This window comes from Ignavibacteria bacterium (assembly GCA_015709655.1).
Taxonomy (GTDB): domain Bacteria; phylum Bacteroidota; class Ignavibacteria; order Kapaibacteriales; family Kapaibacteriaceae; genus OLB6.
The window spans coordinates 2,376,549-2,393,523 of record CP054181.1; the positions used below are offsets into that span (position 1 = coordinate 2,376,549).

A 16,975-nucleotide genomic window follows, 5' to 3' on the forward strand; every position below is an offset into this window, starting at 1 on the left:
AAAACAGATGGCAGCAGAGATTCGCAGTGAAGTTGCCGGCGAGGTTCGTATGCTTGCTCCGCTGCTTGGACGCTCACCGGGGCTGCACCTGCTCCTTGTTGGTAACGATGCTGCCAGCGAGGTGTACGTGCGCAATAAGGCACGTGACTGTGAGCAGGTGGGCATCAGGTCGGTCGTGGAACGCATGCCCACCGATACGTCGCAGGAACGGGTACTCGCAATCATTGCCGAATGGAATTCAAACCCGGCGGTTGACGGTATTCTGGTACAGCTTCCCTTACCGCCGCATATCAACGAGCATGCGGTGATTGAAGCTATTTCACCGGAAAAAGATGTAGACGGCTTCCATCCCATGAATGCAGGACGTTTGCTGATTGGTCAGAAAGGCTTTGCACCATGTACTCCCGCTGGAATTATGGAGATGCTGCGCAGGGGGAATATCGAGGTTGCCGGGAAGCATGCCGTTGTTGTTGGACGGTCCAATATTGTGGGAAAACCGATGTCGGTCCTGCTCGCCCGGAAAGCTGCTCTGGGAAACGCAACCGTTACCATGTGCCACACAGGTACTCCGGATATCGCAAAGTTTACTATTGATGCAGATATCATTATTGCGGCTGTTGGCAGAGTGAATACGATTACCGCCCGACACGTAAAACCTGGTGCCGTAATCATCGATGTTGGAATGAACCGTATTGTGGCGGCGGACGGGCGGGAACGCTTAACGGGTGACGTTGATTATGAAACCGTGGCTCCGCTGGCAGGCGCAATAACGCCCGTGCCAGGTGGTGTTGGGCCAATGACGCGTGCCATGCTGTTGGTGAACACGCTCCAGGCTGCACAGCAAAGCATTGAAGGAGGACGGTAATGAAGGGCCTTCCTGTTGAGTATCAGGATGATGATATCGTTGTTGTAAACAAACCGGCAGGACTTCTGTCCCTGCCTGATCGTTTCGACACTACACTTCCCAATGTACGCGCATTGCTGGAAGCACATTTTGGCGCCATTTTTATTGTTCATCGTTTAGACCGTGATACAAGCGGTGTTATGATTGCAGCCCGGACTGCAGAGGCGCATCGTTCTCTGAATGACCAGTTCGAACATCATACCGTTGACAAACGGTACCACGCAATAGTGAGCGGGATTGTTGAACAGGACTCGCTTAAGATTGACATTCCGATTATGTCAGATCCGCGCAGAAAGGGGCTGATGAAACCCTCAGCCCGAGGCAAGGAGGCCTTAACCGAGATAACGGTGCTCGAGCGGTTTAGGCTGGCTACGTTGTTGGAGTGTAAACTCATTACCGGAAGAACTCACCAGATTAGGGTGCACTGCTCGGCAGTGGGACACCCGTTGCTTGTTGATCCGGACTATGGTACGAGTAGCGAACTCATGGTCTCGGCACTCAAGCGTAAGTACAATCTGAAAAAAGGTACAGTAGAGCGGCCGATTATTTCCCGGCTAACCCTGCATGCACGAAGCCTTGGCTGTACACACCCTACTACCGGGAAACAGGTTCTGTTTACCTCAGATTACCCGAAAGACTTCTCATCGGCACTCCAGGTGCTGCGGAAATACGCCGCTCCATATGTTTCATCATTCAGATGGGAATAGCTGGCAAAAACAGCGTCACCCTGCTTATTTTGACCAAGTGTGGTACTTTTATACACAGCGTAGCACGGTACTTATAAACAAATTTCGTTTTCTATGATTATCGTTTTATTTGGTGCACCCGGCGTAGGCAAAGGCACTCAGGCAGAAATCCTTGCCAAAACACTAGGGATGTTTCACCTAAGTACGGGTGATGCATTCCGGACTGCCATTAAAAACCAGACTGAAATTGGAATGGTTGCAAAAAGTTATGTTGATGGCGGACACCTGGTCCCGGATGACGTAACCGCAAAGATTGTGGAAGAGGCAATGAAAACGCATGGTGTTAGCAACGGTTGTATCCTGGATGGTTTTCCACGGACCCGTACCCAGGCTGAAGCATTAGATGCAATCCTCTCCGGAATGGGCATGGCAGTAACCCACGTGGTGAATCTCACCGTGGATTATGATACCATCACTCAGCGCCTGTTAGCTCGTGGACGTGCCGACGATACTGAGCAGGTAATCAACAATAGATTGCAGGTGTACGAAAACGAAACTGCACCCCTTATTGAATTCTACAAGAACAGGGGAGTATTGCGTGATGTTCACGGGCTGGGTACGGTTGAGGAAGTGTCAGCCAGAATCTTGTCGGCAGTTCAGTAACCTCCCGCACCCCTATCGTCTTTCACGTTTTCCATTTGCCTGGTTTGAACCAGGCAATGTTATCGTTATCCACACCGGGTGTGGAAAATAGGAATGATAATTGCTACGAAGGATTTTCTCTTTAACACTGGAGAAGTCGGCATGCGTAAGTTGTTTACTTTATTAGTAATTACCCTGTGTCAGTGCATACTGAATCTACATGTATCTGCACAAATAATCCCCGGTGAGGTCACGGGAACCTTCAGCGGAGTTGTCCACAAGCTTCACGGTGATTTTACGAGTACGCTCTGGGGCCCCGGTGCCATGATTTCACTGCAGTACGCCCCAATTCGGCGGCTGGGTATAGAAGCGCGGGTGGGTCTGGGCGAGATTCAGTGGAACGTAAGTCCAACCATGATGGCCCGGTACCCTCAGTATTACGGATACCACTCATGGTTTGGGAAACTGTATCCCCGAACAACAACAACGATTGACAAGGAGAATGAGAGCAGAATTTCAACTGTTGATCTGCTGCTCAACTATTCGCTGGTAACTGATATCCCTGCCGTACCATTTATCAGTGCCGGTGTTGGAATGATTGACTTTGCCCCCAGCACGAATGACTATCACGAGGCACTCCCAAACCTGGCTACCGGGCGGTACACAACAACTGCTTTCAGCATTCCGTTGGGAGGGGGCTTTCGCATACCCTTCTCTTATCGTGCCGCACTGGTTTTGCGTGGTGAGTACCGGTTTGTGTTTTCGAAATTTCTGGATGACGTGGCTTTTAATAACGCGGATGACGGGATTACCAGTGTTTCGTTAGGCCTAAGCTATCGTTTTACCAATCCGCCAAAGTTGCCAGGCCAGCGTCATTTTCATCGGAGCGGTGTTCCGTGTCCGTGTGATCAGCCCTGCAGGCATGGTCGGGACTGTCCGTGGTGCAAGACCGGTAGCCCACAGCAGGAAGCGCGCAGCGACGGTGGACACGATGAGGCATCGTCTCTGCAGAGTGATGGTAGTCGGCCCAACAGCCGTACTCCTGACGCTGATACATCGCGGCAGCAGCCAGCGTCTCCAGACACTGCCCAGCCCGGCACCCCCAATACTGAAACGCAGAGCAAGACCAACGACGCTGCAGGCACGGCACAATCCGTAGTCCCTTGTGCTCCGGGCACGCAGCGTGTATGTGTTGACGCAGACCATAGCATTTGTGCTGAACCGTTTACGCCAAATGCCGGCGCCGACAGGATACGATGGGAGGATGCGTTTGTCTATGCTCCAGGAGATCCGCTGCATAATAAAACAGTTGGTGCGATCGGAGCAGAAACACCGTGCTACACGATTGTGGTACGGCAGACCTCATCGGCATACTACGTATGTGAAGACTGTTGTTTCCAGCAGCAAATGGATGGTGGCAACTATGTGTATGTTATTGCCGACCCGGGACGATATTTCAAGGCAGCCGGACAATTTAAGCCGGATACCTGTAAAGACTGCGTCAATGTTGCCATGAAGGAAGCAAAAAAGTAGCAATGCGCTATCCTTCCGTATCACACGTAGCAGTTCTGCTGTGTTTTTTGCTGTATTGCGGCAGCAGAGACGTTGGTGCACAGGTGCAGACCAACGAAGTTGTGGGCGTACTCACCGGCGGAATTACCAAGTATTACGGTGAGTTCAATCGCGATATGTTTGGGATTGGCGGACAAGCCTCAATTCAGTATGCGCCGCACCGGCGGATGATCCTTGAAACACGTTTCGGTTATGGTACCTACGATTGGAAACTGGCACCGTCAGACCTGATTGCTCATCCTGAGTACTTTGGTGCTGTTGCCCGGATTGGATGGCGCTATCCTGGAACTGCTACCAGGATTCAACATCTGAACTCAGTTGATTTTTATTCGGCCGACATGATGGTTGGCTACGTTGTGGTACCCGATATACCAGCAGCAATTGCAGTTATGGGAGGTGTTGGGCTGTTCGACTGGAATGCACAAGACATTCCCAAACCACGTAATGGCTCTTCGTGGTCATCAATACCATCGGCGGCAGTATCGTTCCCGGTGGGAGTAATGGTTAGAATTCCACTCCTGAGCAGGGTGTCACTGGTCGTGCGTGGCGAACACCGTTTTGTATTAAGTCCATGGCTGGACGGCGTACACTTCAATAGCCATGATGATGGCTTGTCAACCGGTATGGTCGGCCTCAGTTATTCGTTTACTGCACCTCCTGCAACGCTGCGCAATCGTGGCGACCTTGCAGAAGAGCAGTTCGCGGTGCCGGCTGACGACGGCAGTACACCATGTGAACTGTCCGAAGCATGCATGCTGAACCTGTACGCCGACAACGAGGAGTGTTGCCTTCCGTGCTGTGGTAACTCTGACTGTCCGCCGTGTTGTTGCCATACCTGCTGGTGTTCGTGCTGTCACTGTTGCTGCTGCTGCTGTAGCTGCCAATCCGATGTGCCTGCTCCAGCCCCCGCACCACAGCCGGCAGATCCCAAACCTGAGGTTCCCCCTGAAACATCGGGCCCTGAGGCTCCCATGCCCGAGCCTCCACAGCCTGTTAAACCGGCACGTAAGTTTTCGAAGGACATTCGTTTTAAACTTGACACTGATGAATTTGATTTTAGTGCTCCGCAAACACAGGCCAATCTGGACGAGCTGCTTGACTACATGAAATCGGCCCCGAGCGGCCACGAAGTCATTATCGAGGGGCATGCCTCATCGGAAGGTAACCCCAAACGCAATCAGGTGCTCAGTGATATGCGAGCGAGAAAAATAAAACAGTGGCTCATCGAAAATGGTGTTGAGGCGCAAAAGATTCGTGGAACAGTGGGCTACGGATCGTCAGCTCCCAAGGTTTTGGAACCCTCACCCGAGCAAGCTAAAAGGATGACACCTGAAGAGATTGAGCGAATCCGGGCTCAGAACCGTCGGATTGATGTTTATGTTTTGAAAGACGGGTATGAACAGGACGCCGCCCACTAAGTCATCATTCGGGCCGACCCATGTACCAACCATATTTATGCGGGTTGGGGAAACACTGTTAACATAATGATTCGTAATGGTTTAGTGACGTATGAACAGATTCTCATAAATTCTTCATTGGTCGTTGCGGTATTCTGACCGAATTTCGCTGCCCATTAAAAGGTGAGGCACGAAATGTCGAAATCCGTAACCATCAAATCGTTAGTGTTCGCACTGGTCTTCCTGACCATGATGTCGGTGAGTTTCTTAGTAGAAGCCAGTGACGTACCGGATCGTGCCAAAGAATTGGATCTGCAGGCCACTGAATCGTATGGTCCCTTCCTGCCGGAAGCCGTTGAAGTTATGTTCCCGACTGCTGATACAGGAATGGCATCCTGGTATGGAAGTGATTTTCATGGTCGCCGCACGGCAAGTGGTACCCGATTCAACATGAATGAGTTAACAGCTGCACACAAAACGCTTCCGTTTGGTACATTGCTCAGAGTTGTGAATGAGGCCAATGGCAAAACGATTGTTGTTCAGGTTACCGATCGAGGCCCCTACATCCGTCGTCGAATTGTTGATTTAAGTATGGCCGCAGCACGTGCCATTGGCGTTTCTGTATCACCAGTTACTCTTGAAGTGCTACGTCCCGAACAAGTATTTCGTCACTATGCCAATAACGACAGCACGGTGCTTGTAATCACTGATGACATGGACGTGCAGATCAGGCCTGCAGAAACGTTACAGCAGGTGGAGCCGGCTAAGAACTTTTCCGAAGCCATGAAAAGTCTAAACGGAACCGGCGTGGTTGTTGTATTGCCCGGTGCTGACGGAAAGGTCAGTTTTGCGCGGGCACAGGGTTCTCCGGTAGACATTGCCGGCAACAGCACGTTATAGTTTAATCGCGCCAAAATTCTCTTTTTAGACGGGAATAGTCGAAATTTGTACTCCGGTTGTGGGGATACAACGTCCCCATTACGTTTTATCCCATCTTTTAAACAATTCGATAATAAACTATGAGATCATTAATCCTGTTGTGCCTGTATGTTCTGGTGCATGGTTCGATGCATGCCATTACAACGGATGAGTTACTACGGAACCACATCAATGCCTTGGGAGGAATGAAAGCCCTTAACAGTCTGACGAACCTGAAAGTCACCGGTAAAATTGTGACCCAGGGGATGGAGGCACCGTTTACGCAGTACTTTAAAAATGGTACCAGCATGCGCATGGAGATGGAAATGATGGGTTCGTCAATGATACAGGCTGTCAGCCCGAAGGGTGCCTGGGCCATCACGCCATGGGAAGGTACGAAGGCAACGAAACTGCAACCTGAACAGGCCGATGCGCTAAAGAAGCAGGCACATTTTAAAAGTGAACTGATCAGTGCCTCCGAGCGGAAGGCAAAGATTACCGTTGGAGATGCTGTGGATGTGGACGGTGCCACAGCCTATGCGGTAACCATTGATGAAGGTGATTCCGCTGATGTACGGACGATGTATATCGACGCCATTACCTGGCTTCCAATAAAAACTGAATCAACTCTGGAAATGATGGGTGAAAAAGCAAAAATGGTTATGCAGTTCGGCGAATATCAGAGTGTTGCAGGCGTACAGCTCCCCCGGAAAATTGAGGTGTTTATGAATGGGCAGAGTCAGGTAACAATAACGTGGGATACGGCAGACACGACTGCCGTTATTGACGACAGCCTGTTTGACATGCCAACGGGTGGCTAAGGTCAGCGTCCGTACTTCGTAGGTTTGCAGTATCTATCTTTTTCGTTTTTTTTTGGGAGATTGTGCCATGAATCGTCCATGGCTTCTATACATTGCGCTTGCACTTTCCGTTATCCTGTTGCAGGGATTTCAATGTGCATCTTCGAACGTGACATCAGCCAAGCGTTCAATGCAGAAACAGGAATGGCAGGGGGCTAAGGAATCGTTGGTAAAAGCAGTAGCCGAAAACCCCAATGATTGTGAAGCATTGATGCTGCTCGGCGATGTAGCGAATAATATTGGGGATGACAGTTTGATGCTTGCTTCGTATCAGGCTGCACAGCGGTGTGAAGGCAGCGATGGGAAGCTGCGCTCGGAGATTTCGGTACGCATGTTTAATGCGTGGGTTGTTGCATACAATGCAGGAATTACAGCCTATAATACCTATGCAACTCATCCCGGTGATAAAGCCCCGTTGAAAATTGCAGCCAATAGATTGCACAGTGCCATTAAGCTAAAGCCGGCAAGTACCGAGCCAATGGCATTGCTGGGCATTGTTCTTGAAGCTGACGGTGATACAATTCAGGCATACCAGGCGTATGATAACTGGTGGCAGGTAGAGAAGCCCGGCTTTGACGTTATTCGTGACAAAAAACTTACCCTTGGTTCAACGCGGCAGCAGGTGCTGGACATATTAGGCAAGCCTGCAGAAACAAGGACTGACAGTTTAGCGCAAAGCGGTGTTTTATACAAGGATAAATTTGATGTTGGTGGCCGGTTTCTGTATATGTTCTCAGCCAATGGGTCGGCCAATACGCCGCCAGTTTTAGAAGGCTGGACGTATAATCCGCCATCTGAACTCTCGGAAGGTGAGCTGTGGCGGTCGAAAGTAACAACCATGGCTCCGCTTAAGGCGATGGCTTTTATCAATTATGGTTTGGGAAAGAAAGCACAGGCTCTTGAACTGTGTAATGCCTTGTTGGGTGTGAAGCCAACAGATCAGGAACTGGTCCCGCTGAGAACCCAGCTTCTCCAGGATCTTGGGCAAACAGATGTTGTTGTCAAGGAACTTGAACAGCTTATCCGTACTAACCCCGAGCAGTTAACCTACAGGATTCAATATGCGTCACTGCTCACTGGCTTAAACCGAAGCTCCGAAGCCAATGAACAATACCAGATTGTTCTGACAAAAGAACCGCAAAACGGAACGGCGCTCTATGGATTGGCTGCCAACTATAAAAATATTGCCGGCAGCAAACAGCGACTGGAGCTCGATAAAATGGATAAGGACAGGAAGTACCAGCCAAATCAGGACTACCTGAAAGATCTTGAAAAATCTGCAGGGTATTTTGAGCAGCTCCGGAAACTACCACAATACAAAACGGATATTGTGGTTTTGGAGCAATTGGCCAACGTGTACGAGGTTACCAAGGAAAAATCCAAACTTCGGGAGCTGATTTCCGAGATGGAAGCTCTTGAAGCACAGAATGCGGATAACAAAACATATTATCAGATCATGGAAGGTATTTACGGCCGAAACAACATGATCGAAAAGATGAAGGCTGCAGCTGCGAAGGGCGCAAAACTGTAGTTTCATCACACCCTTAATGGAGGATTTGTGGCAGACAAGAAAGAAAACCAACAGCAAAATCAAATGACAATTGAACTGGGTGAAAAGGAAGCTGAAGGCATTTATTCCAACCTGGCGATTATCTCGCATTCACCGGCAGAATTTGTGATTGATTTTACCCGCGTCCTGCCGGGCGTGCCTAAGGCACGGGTGCATGCACGCATTGTAATGACGCCGGTTCACGCAAAACTGTTGCTTCATGCACTGTCAGATAACATCGGCAAGTACGAAGCCCAGCATGGCGAGATAAATGCTGATGGTCAGGTACAGGCTTTTCCACCGGGCGTCTCAAATGTCCACTAAAGTTCGTAAGTTTGCAGTTCTTTATACAAGCGAACGAAAAAACAAGGAATCTTAGTTCATGAAACGAACGTATCAACCATCAAAGCGTCGCCGGCTTAACACGCACGGGTTTCGTGCAAGAATGGCAACGAAGAACGGGCGTCGGGTCCTTAACCGTCGCCGCGCTAAAGGACGGTACCGCGTAGCAGTTGGAACAGCGCGATAGCGTTACAGGAACACCGAACCATGAACATTACTCCGATCACGGGTTTTGGCGTCTTTCGTTCGGTTTTACAAAACGGTATCAGAACTACGGTGGGTCCGGTTGGGCTCACCGTTTGTATTGCACCCGGCCCTACAGACAGTATTCGGATTGGCGTTGGCATTGGAAAGCGTTTTGCACGGCGCGCAACAGCACGCTCACGGATGCGCCGTCTGCTCCGTGAAAGTGTGCGTATGTTGCTCCCTGTTTATGAAGAGGTGCTTTTGAAGATCCGTGTGGATGCAATCGTTATCCTTTGGAAATCAAACCTGAACCGGGCGGCCGACATCCGACTGCAGGATGTATTCCCTTGTGTAAAAGCTGCCTTTGACGTTAGCATGCAACGTTTAAGCCGTCATGCAGACCCTCAGAACGTATGATAACCAGTATTGTCATAATCTTTATTAAAGGATATCAGAAGCTGATATCACCGCTGTTCCCGCCGTCATGCAGGTTTTCGCCGACCTGCTCTCAGTATGCCGTTGAAGCGCTCAAACACCATGGTCTTGTACGTGGTACCTGGCTTTCGATACGGCGGATTGTAAAATGTCATCCCCTGCATCCCGGTGGCTACGATCCGGTACCCGGGGTAGTTGCCCACCTCTGTGATCATACCGAAACCGGAAAATAGACTATGGATCGTACCTCACTGATTGGTATTATTCTTATTGGCGTTGTTGTTGCATCGTGGATTTTTATACAGTCCACCTTTAGTTCGCGTGATATAACACCACAGCAAACTGCCGCAAAAAAAGAAAAGGCCGACAGTAGTAGAACGGCTGTTACATCGGTTCTTGCACAGGCAGATACGCCTGCCAAAGCCCCTTTACCTGAAGAGAGGATTACCATAGAAACTGATTTGCTCAGGGTTGTGCTGAGCTCACAGGGAGGTACAATTCGCTCGTGGAAATTAAAAGGCTATAAACCGTGGTACCATGCGTTAAAACCACATGACATGGTTGACCTTGTCCATCCCGGTGCCCATGAGTTCGGCTTTAGCTTTAGGCAGACCAATGGCAGCAAGCTTAACGCATACGATATCCCATTTACGTGGGGAACCGGGCAGCGCACGATTGTTGTGAAAGGGGCTGACAGCGTTGTTATCCGTGGTACCGCAACCTTGCCTTCAGGTGGTTCGATAGAACGTGACTACGTGTTTTACGGGAATCGCTACGGTGTGCAAACGCGGCTGGTTTTGGATAACCTGGAAGCAACAATACCACAAACAAACCGGTTTGTTAACCTGGAGTGGGCCCAGGGTATTCGGTATCAGGAACATAACTCGGTTGATGAAAGCAACAGTGCAGTGGCGATTGCAGCATACGGAGACGAGATAGATGAACTGGATGCTACTGACTACAATACACCGGAAGAGCGGAGCGCTAGCGGACATATCAGGTATCTGGCAACACGGACAAAGTATTTTAGCGTGGCTCTTATGCCGTCAGCTGGGTTTGACGGCTCCGTGTTTTACGCCGGAACCCGTTACGGTGCTAAAAATGAAGGGCATGTAGAGAAATATTCGCTTACCTATAAACTGCCGTATTCGGGTGGACGCCAGGTGCATAATGTTCTCTTGTATGCCGGACCGATGCAGTACGATACTCTTCAGAATTACGGCTTAACCGGTATCATGAACTTTGGGTTTAAATGGATTGTTAAGCCCATTGGTGAATACTTTATGCTGCCCACCATGAAGTTTATTCACGGCTTCATACCCAATTGGGGAATAGCAATCATTGTATTCGGACTCTTATTAAAAGTCGTGCTCTACCCACTGAGTATCAAGCAACTCCAGAGTGCACAAAAAATGCAGCTCGTTGCACCGCTCATGAATGAAATTCGGGAAAAGTATAAGGACGACATGCAACGCCAGCAGCAGGAAACCATGAAACTGTATGGCGAATACGGTATCAATCCGGCAGGCGGCTGTTTCCCGCTCCTACTGCAAATGCCAATTCTGTACGCGATGTATGCTGTTCTGAACATGAACATCGAACTTCGGCAGGCAGCATTCCTGCCATTCTGGATAACTGACCTGTCGGTGCCTGACGTTATTCTTTCGATACCGTTTAAGCTCCCGATTGTAAACATCGATAAATTTTCGGGTCTGGCAATTGCCATGGGGGCCACCCTGCTGATACAGCAGAAGCAGGTGGTAACCGATCCAAGGCAGAAAGCCTTGGTGTACATGATGCCCGTCATGTTAACATTAATGTTCTCAACCTTGCCGGCGGGGCTGAACCTGTACTACTTTGTGTTTAATATCGTTGGGATTATTCAGCAATGGTACATGAAACACCACAGCAAGAACAAGCTTACCCTGGCTGATCTAAAGGCAATGCCCAAGAAAGAATCATGGATGCAGCGAAAGATGAGGGAGGCCCAGGAGATGGCAGCTGCGCAGGGGCGCACCCTGCCCGGACAGCAGGGAGGCAGTGGAAAAGCCCGCCAGTCAGGACAGCAGGCGTCAGGCACTAGCCGGAAAAAGGGCGGAAAGCGGTGAAATGACCGTACAGATTTTGGTACGGAAAGACTAAGTTTGCCCTATGCAATTCCCATCCCCATCATTTTGTAACTAAACCGGGTCAGGGTAATCATTGTAGATGCAGAAACGATAGTTAAATTGGATACGCTTACACAGCAGAATTAATACTGATTAAACCACCATTGTCACCATTAACATGGAGTCACCGATGAAAAGTCGGATTCTTTTTATAGGCATGATTGCGATCACAATTGCATTCTCTGCCTTTAATAGTATGGCTCAGAACAGCTTCAAACGGCTTACCGTTATTGAAGAATTTACGAGCGCTACTTGTCCACCCTGTGTTGCAGCCAGCCAGGCATTGCTGCAAGTTGTAAAAATGTCAAACAATATTGTTTCGGTACGGTTCCACATGGACTGGCCTGCACCGGGCGATCCGTGGAATCTTGCCAATCCCACTGACAATGCAACGCGCAAGAACTATTATAATGTGGGAGGTATCCCATATTCCCGCGTGAACGGTATTCAAATTAATCCGCAAAGCGCTTCTGCATTGTTAACACAGGCAAACAGCGACAATGCTGAAGGCTCACCTGTTGGCATCGAGGTGAAAGAAACAAAGACCGGAACCAATGACTACAAGGTTGAGGTGAAGGTAAACACTAATATTGCCTTATCGGGCCATACGCTTCACGTTGCAGTAGTAAGCAGGTTTGCAGAATATCCGGGGTTGAAGAGTAGTCTTCCGGGCTCTAATGGCGAAGAAGAATTTTATGATGCAATGAATAAGATGCTACCCAATGCCACAGGAACCAGCCTTAACTTGTCGGCAGGCGGAGAACAGACATTTACATTCACCTATAAAAGAGGTGTTGGCGAAACCTGGCCGGCTAATCAGCAGTTTATCGTTGCCTACATTCAGAACGAATCAACAAAACGGGTTCTGAATGCCGGTACCAACCTCGTTGTTTATCGTGCCGATCTGGCTGCAGTTTCACCGGTATGGGAACCAATCAATCGTGGTGCCTCTGCAGTAAAAAAGGTGCGTGTTACCAATCCGACTGATAAAGAACTTATTTGCACGCTGTCTATTAACAATGAGCAAAACCTGACCCAGAATGGCTGGAATGCATCCCTGTCCAGTTATGAAGTTGACCTGCTCCCCGGCGAGAGCACCGAAATTTCGATTAACTCGACTGCCGTCAACCGTGCATTTTTCTGCGCTATCGAGCTTGCCGCAACACCAATCGTAAAAGATGCAATCGCTGAAGTAACAGTGCTGACCACCGGCTACCTTACCAATTCCCGGGTCGCAGTGTACGCAGGTGCATCCAATGGCGCTGTTGGGCAGGCCATTGCGGCCATTGCTACCAAGTTTGCCACCGATGTTGCCTACGTGCCCCTTAACCAGGATGTAATGCTGGCATTCCCGCCGGAAACGTCGTTCGACGCCATTATCCTTCCGAGTGGCTATGATGGCAGGTTTGCAATACCGGCACTTACGCCAATTGCCGACCAAATGCTGAAAGCTAATAAAGGTGTGTGGCTGACGGCGCCCGTGGGCCTTGCCGTAGCATTGAATCCGGAAAACCAGCAATATGCCGGCTATCCTCAGGCTAAGGCTTTCTTCGAAAGTTATGGTCTGGGTCTGAACTCAACAATTGGCAGAACAAGCGGACAGTACTATGCACAATTCGACCTGGCTGGTACACCGAATAATCCTATCAGCAATGGATGGTCCGCAAAGGCCAATGATGCTCACCAAAACTGGCCGTTTGCGATGGAAGCACAAGACCTGATTTCGATTCAAAACAATAAGAGCAAGGCGTTTGTGTACACCAACGGGAACACAACCAACATCGTTGGGGTTTACTCTGAAGAAGGAAAGAGAAAATTTGTATTCTCCAGTTTTGGTGCTGAGCATATCGCAAACGAAGCAAACAGAAATGCAATTACCGAGCGCGTTATCGAATACCTGCTGGCAGGTACAAACACAACGAATAAGCCGGAAATCACGCTGAGCACCCCCACGCTTGCGTTTGGAAACGTGGAGGTTGGCAAGACCGTTAACAGAACAGTTACCATTACAAACTCAGGGAATGCTGACCTTGAACTAACAGGTACTGCGCTGGGTGGCCCGGACGGGACAGACTTTGATATCATCGAAGGTTTAATTGACGGAGGAAAGAAAGTAACTGTAAAACCCAATGGCACACATGCCGTCCGCGTTCAGTTCCAACCGTCTACGGTTAAGGCCAGTTTTGTTGGTACACTTGCCATTACCGGGAATGCTTCCTCACCCAATATTCAGCTTACCGGTTCTTCAACAACCGCTTCGGTTGAGACTGAAGCCGTTAGCGAGACGGGTGCCATTTCCATGAAATTAACGGGCAGCAATCCTGTTACAGAACAATCAGCCGTACAGATTTCCTCTTCGCAACACGTACAGGTAACGGTTGTGGATGTTGCCGGACGTGTTGTGGCAACATTGTTTACCGGTTTACCGTCAGGACCCCAAGCACTGTCCCTTGCCAACCTGAACATGCCGTCAGGTACATATATGGTTGTTGCACAATCAGGTGCTGAACAGGCTGTTCTCAGTTTTGTTGTTGCTCAATAAGCAGTCAGAATTCATTGTTAATAAAAGGCTGTCCTTGCGGACAGCCTTTTTTCTTTTGTATTGCTTTATACGGGTTACCTGAGGAGGACCTTCAGTACAAAATCCCGGTAGTGCCGTTAAATAAATAACGTGAATAATTATTATCTGTGGTATCGGTACTTGGCATCGGCAGGCATGGGGGTTCGCAGACGCCATTCACCAAAACCGGAGTCCTCGAACATAAAGGTGTGGTCGGGATAGGTCCACCGTTCATACTCGGTAAGTCCGTTAACCGAGCGGGCCCGTTCCTTGTTGGTGGGTTCGCCATAGATGATGTACACCCGCCCCATATCAGTTATCCAGCCGTCTGCATAGGTTTTAAACAGTCTGTTTGCCGTAGCAATTCTGCCATAGTATTCATCAAAGGCTTCGTTGATAACGGTGTTTGGTGTTGGATCCAGTGTCTTCCAGAACTGATCAAACCTGTATTCGCGTTCACCCTCGGTTGTGCCTGCAAGAATGTTATCCATATCGGCCTGAGTTGCAACATAGGCTAACTGTTTAATTGCCTTTGTAAGGTCACTTAATACCGACGATGATAGTGTCCGTGGTATGATATACGGTCGGGATGCCTGCGCAAGGATGACACTTGTATCGGCAACCCCACCGGATACAGGATGCAACATAACGTTCATGGTATAGCGCCCTGAAGCAGGGAACCTGACTGCCGTAATCGGGAAGAAGTGCTGGCTGGTGCGTTGTGAAATTTCTGTGGGTGCGCCCAAGCCCCCTATCAGAATCTTATCATCTGCCGATGTGATTTTCCATCCAATGGCCACATCTGCCGGTACTGTTTCAAGATATACCTCGAAAAAAACAAATAAATGAAGAGAATGATCCCAGATGCCTGAGCCAATAAATGGTGTGATGGCATAGCGTCCGCTGCGTTCTTCAATCTGGCTTACGTACATTAACGACGACAAAGCAGGCGTCAACGAAAGGTCCCTGACCGAAATCGTGTCGGTACGGGTAAACTCCCTGTGCGAGAACTGATCCTCAATCATGACCTCGTACCGGTATGAGCCGGGGGACAAAAGAAAACGGACGGGAATGTTATCAGCCTTCCCGGTGGAGCCCTGGCTAACCTGATAGGACTCTTCGATCATTGACCGCCGTATCGTGGTGTCGGCTATGGTCCGACCCAGCAGATCGCGGACAGAGATATGTGCATTGTAGGCTGCCACGAAACGTCCGTCGTGCTGCTGAAACTGTATTGATTGGTAGGGCACTGCTACATAAACATCGGTAAATTCTTTACCGGTTATCCCGGGTGCATGAAACACCATTGCATCAACAATAATCGAAGTGCCTTTCTGTGGCGTTTGTCCATGCAGAGGAGGTGCCGGTACAGTAAGCACCGTAAGGGCAGCTACTGCGGGTACTGTTCTGTGACGGATCGCACCGAACAGCCGGGTTAATGAATTACGCGCTAACATGAAGTTTCCATACCTCCCTGGCGTGTTTGGCAAGTGTTTCCCTGTCATCTGGATGTGCAATCTGTATTAGTGCTTCTGCACGCTTCCTCAGTGATTTACCGTGTAAAAATGCAATGCCGTACTCAGTAGCAACGTAGTGGACGTGTGCCCGTGTAGTTACCACGCCGGCCCCTGGTTTTAGCATACCAACGATTCTGGAAATACCTTTGCGGGTACGCGAGGGGAGGGCGATAACCGGCACACCGTCGGGGCAGAGCGAAGCACCTCGGATAAAGTCAACTTGTCCGCCTACGCCGCTGTACGGCGATGTTCCGATAGAATCGGCGCAGACCTGTCCGGTAATATCAACTTCGATTGCGCTGTTAATAGCCGTGACCTTCGGGTTCTGCATGATAACGGTTGGCCGGTTCACATAGGCTACGTCCAGCATTGCCACACAAGGGTTATCGTGAACAAAATTGTATAATCGTTTAGTACCCATAACAAAGGTTGCAACGATTTTGCCCGGATGTTTTCGTTTATACCGGCCTGTCACGACACCTTTGTCGTATAGGTCAACAAGGCCGTCGCTGAACATTTCAGTATGCACGCCAAGGTCTTTGTGTCCGGACAGCTCTGCCAGTACTGCATCGGGGATTGCACCAATGCCCATTTGCAGTGTGGCACCGTCAGGCACCACCTGGGCTACGTGACGTCCGATGGCTTTCTCCACATCCGTAAGCACTGGACGCTGAACTTCGGGGATATCGTCTTCCCATGGAACCAGGCAGGTAATTCGGTTTACGTGTACAAGGGCATCACCGTGGGTGCGGGGCATTCGCGGGTTTACCTGCGCAATTACTGTGCGTGCACTATGAAGTGCAGCATGTGCAGCCTCGACGGTAACGCCCAGGGAGCAGTAGCCATGTTCGTCCGGCGGCGATACCTGAATCAGTGCCGCCGAGATCTTTAGTTGGCCACTGTAAAACAACTGCGGAATTTCACTCAGGAAAATCGGCGTATAGTCGGCACGGCCTTCCTGCACGGCTCTGCGTATATTGCCACCGATAAAAAGACAGTTAACGCGAAAACTCTCGGCGAATTCGGGTTGAGCGTAAGGAGCCGGCCCCTCGGTGTGTAAGTGAACGATTTCTACATCCCGCAGTCGTCCGGCCTGCCGAACAAGTTCCTGTATAAGGTGTTGGGGGGCAGCGGCAACGCTGTGCAGATAGATACGATCTCCCGATTGAATTTTGCTGATAGCTTCTTCGGCTGTATAGTAGGTGTTCATGCAGTACATTACATTGTGAGAATCGAACA

General features: G+C 49.7%; 16 protein-coding genes. 14 read left to right on the top strand and 2 right to left on the bottom strand.

Annotated features, from left to right (window positions below; genetic code table 11):
* The first annotated feature begins 7 nt into the window (after positions 1-7).
* The 14 genes from folD to HRU79_09625 all read left to right on the top strand — a co-directional run bounded on the left by folD (position 8) and on the right by HRU79_09625 (position 14,201).
* Complete coding sequence (gene folD / locus HRU79_09560; GenBank protein ID QOJ26877.1) at positions 8-865, top strand: bifunctional methylenetetrahydrofolate dehydrogenase/methenyltetrahydrofolate cyclohydrolase FolD; 858 nt, start codon at positions 8-10, stop codon at positions 863-865.
* Positions 865-1,611: an RluA family pseudouridine synthase gene (locus tag HRU79_09565; protein QOJ26878.1), complete on the top strand. Its 747-nt coding sequence runs from the start codon at positions 865-867 to the stop codon at positions 1,609-1,611. Before folD ends, HRU79_09565 begins: the two co-directional genes overlap by 1 nt.
* A 93-nt stretch (positions 1,612-1,704) precedes the next feature.
* On the top strand, positions 1,705-2,253 hold the full coding sequence (locus HRU79_09570; GenBank protein ID QOJ26879.1) for an adenylate kinase: 549 nt from the start codon (positions 1,705-1,707) through the stop codon (positions 2,251-2,253).
* 141 nt (positions 2,254-2,394) lie between these two features.
* Complete coding sequence (locus HRU79_09575) at positions 2,395-3,765, top strand: hypothetical protein (GenBank protein ID QOJ26880.1); 1,371 nt, start codon at positions 2,395-2,397, stop codon at positions 3,763-3,765.
* Between the two features lie 2 nt (positions 3,766-3,767).
* Positions 3,768-5,222: an OmpA family protein gene (locus tag HRU79_09580; GenBank protein ID QOJ26881.1), complete on the top strand. Its 1,455-nt coding sequence runs from the start codon at positions 3,768-3,770 to the stop codon at positions 5,220-5,222.
* Positions 5,223-5,396: 174 nt separating this feature from the next.
* Complete coding sequence (locus HRU79_09585; protein QOJ26882.1) at positions 5,397-6,101, top strand: septal ring lytic transglycosylase RlpA family protein; 705 nt, start codon at positions 5,397-5,399, stop codon at positions 6,099-6,101.
* A 119-nt stretch (positions 6,102-6,220) separates the two neighbouring features.
* Positions 6,221-6,940 (top strand): hypothetical protein, encoded by a 720-nt coding sequence (locus HRU79_09590; protein QOJ26883.1) that lies wholly within the window; start codon positions 6,221-6,223, stop codon positions 6,938-6,940.
* A gap of 67 nt (positions 6,941-7,007) precedes the next feature.
* Positions 7,008-8,510: a hypothetical protein gene (locus HRU79_09595; GenBank protein ID QOJ26884.1), complete on the top strand. Its 1,503-nt coding sequence runs from the start codon at positions 7,008-7,010 to the stop codon at positions 8,508-8,510.
* A 27-nt stretch (positions 8,511-8,537) separates the two neighbouring features.
* Complete coding sequence (locus HRU79_09600; protein ID QOJ26885.1) at positions 8,538-8,852, top strand: DUF3467 domain-containing protein; 315 nt, start codon at positions 8,538-8,540, stop codon at positions 8,850-8,852.
* 58 nt (positions 8,853-8,910) lie between these two features.
* Positions 8,911-9,057 carry a 50S ribosomal protein L34 gene (rpmH, locus tag HRU79_09605; GenBank protein ID QOJ26886.1) on the top strand — a complete coding sequence of 49 codons (147 nt, stop codon included), beginning with the start codon at positions 8,911-8,913 and terminating at the stop codon, positions 9,055-9,057.
* 20 nt (positions 9,058-9,077) lie between these two features.
* Positions 9,078-9,473 (top strand): ribonuclease P protein component, encoded by a 396-nt coding sequence (locus tag HRU79_09610; GenBank protein QOJ26887.1) that lies wholly within the window; start codon positions 9,078-9,080, stop codon positions 9,471-9,473.
* A complete protein-coding gene (gene yidD, locus HRU79_09615; GenBank protein ID QOJ27312.1) occupies positions 9,473-9,724 on the top strand; it encodes a membrane protein insertion efficiency factor YidD in 252 nt (83 codons plus the stop codon). Before HRU79_09610 ends, yidD begins: the two co-directional genes overlap by 1 nt.
* Before the next feature lie 3 nt (positions 9,725-9,727).
* Entirely contained in the window at positions 9,728-11,599 is a 1,872-nt protein-coding gene (yidC, locus tag HRU79_09620; protein QOJ26888.1) for a membrane protein insertase YidC, read from the top strand.
* 190 nt (positions 11,600-11,789) lie between these two features.
* Entirely contained in the window at positions 11,790-14,201 is a 2,412-nt protein-coding gene (locus tag HRU79_09625; GenBank protein QOJ26889.1) for a choice-of-anchor D domain-containing protein, read from the top strand.
* A 140-nt stretch (positions 14,202-14,341) separates the two neighbouring features.
* Here HRU79_09625 and HRU79_09630 read toward each other — a convergent pair whose 3' ends face one another.
* Positions 14,342-15,676 (bottom strand): GWxTD domain-containing protein, encoded by a 1,335-nt coding sequence (locus HRU79_09630; protein QOJ26890.1) that lies wholly within the window; start codon positions 15,674-15,676, stop codon positions 14,342-14,344.
* Positions 15,663-16,946, bottom strand: coding sequence for an acetyl-CoA hydrolase/transferase family protein (locus HRU79_09635; GenBank protein QOJ26891.1), 1,284 nt, complete (start codon positions 16,944-16,946; stop codon positions 15,663-15,665). The genes HRU79_09630 and HRU79_09635 overlap by 14 nt, the downstream gene beginning before the upstream one ends.
* Between the last annotated feature and the right edge of the window lie 29 nt (positions 16,947-16,975).

Coding starts and splice junctions, on each gene's coding strand:
- HRU79_09585 (QOJ26882.1), top strand. CDS start 5,397: ATGTCGAAATCCGTAACCATCAAATCGTTAGTGTTCGCACTGGTCTTC.
- folD (QOJ26877.1), top strand. CDS start 8: ATGGCAGCAGAGATTCGCAGTGAAGTTGCCGGCGAGGTTCGTATGCTT.
- HRU79_09565 (QOJ26878.1), top strand. CDS start 865: ATGAAGGGCCTTCCTGTTGAGTATCAGGATGATGATATCGTTGTTGTA.
- HRU79_09590 (QOJ26883.1), top strand. CDS start 6,221: ATGAGATCATTAATCCTGTTGTGCCTGTATGTTCTGGTGCATGGTTCG.
- HRU79_09580 (QOJ26881.1), top strand. CDS start 3,768: ATGCGCTATCCTTCCGTATCACACGTAGCAGTTCTGCTGTGTTTTTTG.
- HRU79_09610 (QOJ26887.1), top strand. CDS start 9,078: ATGAACATTACTCCGATCACGGGTTTTGGCGTCTTTCGTTCGGTTTTA.
- HRU79_09630 (QOJ26890.1), bottom strand. CDS start 15,676: ATGTTAGCGCGTAATTCATTAACCCGGCTGTTCGGTGCGATCCGTCAC.
- HRU79_09575 (QOJ26880.1), top strand. CDS start 2,395: ATGCGTAAGTTGTTTACTTTATTAGTAATTACCCTGTGTCAGTGCATA.
- yidC (QOJ26888.1), top strand. CDS start 9,728: ATGGATCGTACCTCACTGATTGGTATTATTCTTATTGGCGTTGTTGTT.
- HRU79_09625 (QOJ26889.1), top strand. CDS start 11,790: ATGAAAAGTCGGATTCTTTTTATAGGCATGATTGCGATCACAATTGCA.
- HRU79_09595 (QOJ26884.1), top strand. CDS start 7,008: ATGAATCGTCCATGGCTTCTATACATTGCGCTTGCACTTTCCGTTATC.
- HRU79_09635 (QOJ26891.1), bottom strand. CDS start 16,946: ATGAACACCTACTATACAGCCGAAGAAGCTATCAGCAAAATTCAATCG.
- HRU79_09570 (QOJ26879.1), top strand. CDS start 1,705: ATGATTATCGTTTTATTTGGTGCACCCGGCGTAGGCAAAGGCACTCAG.
- rpmH (QOJ26886.1), top strand. CDS start 8,911: ATGAAACGAACGTATCAACCATCAAAGCGTCGCCGGCTTAACACGCAC.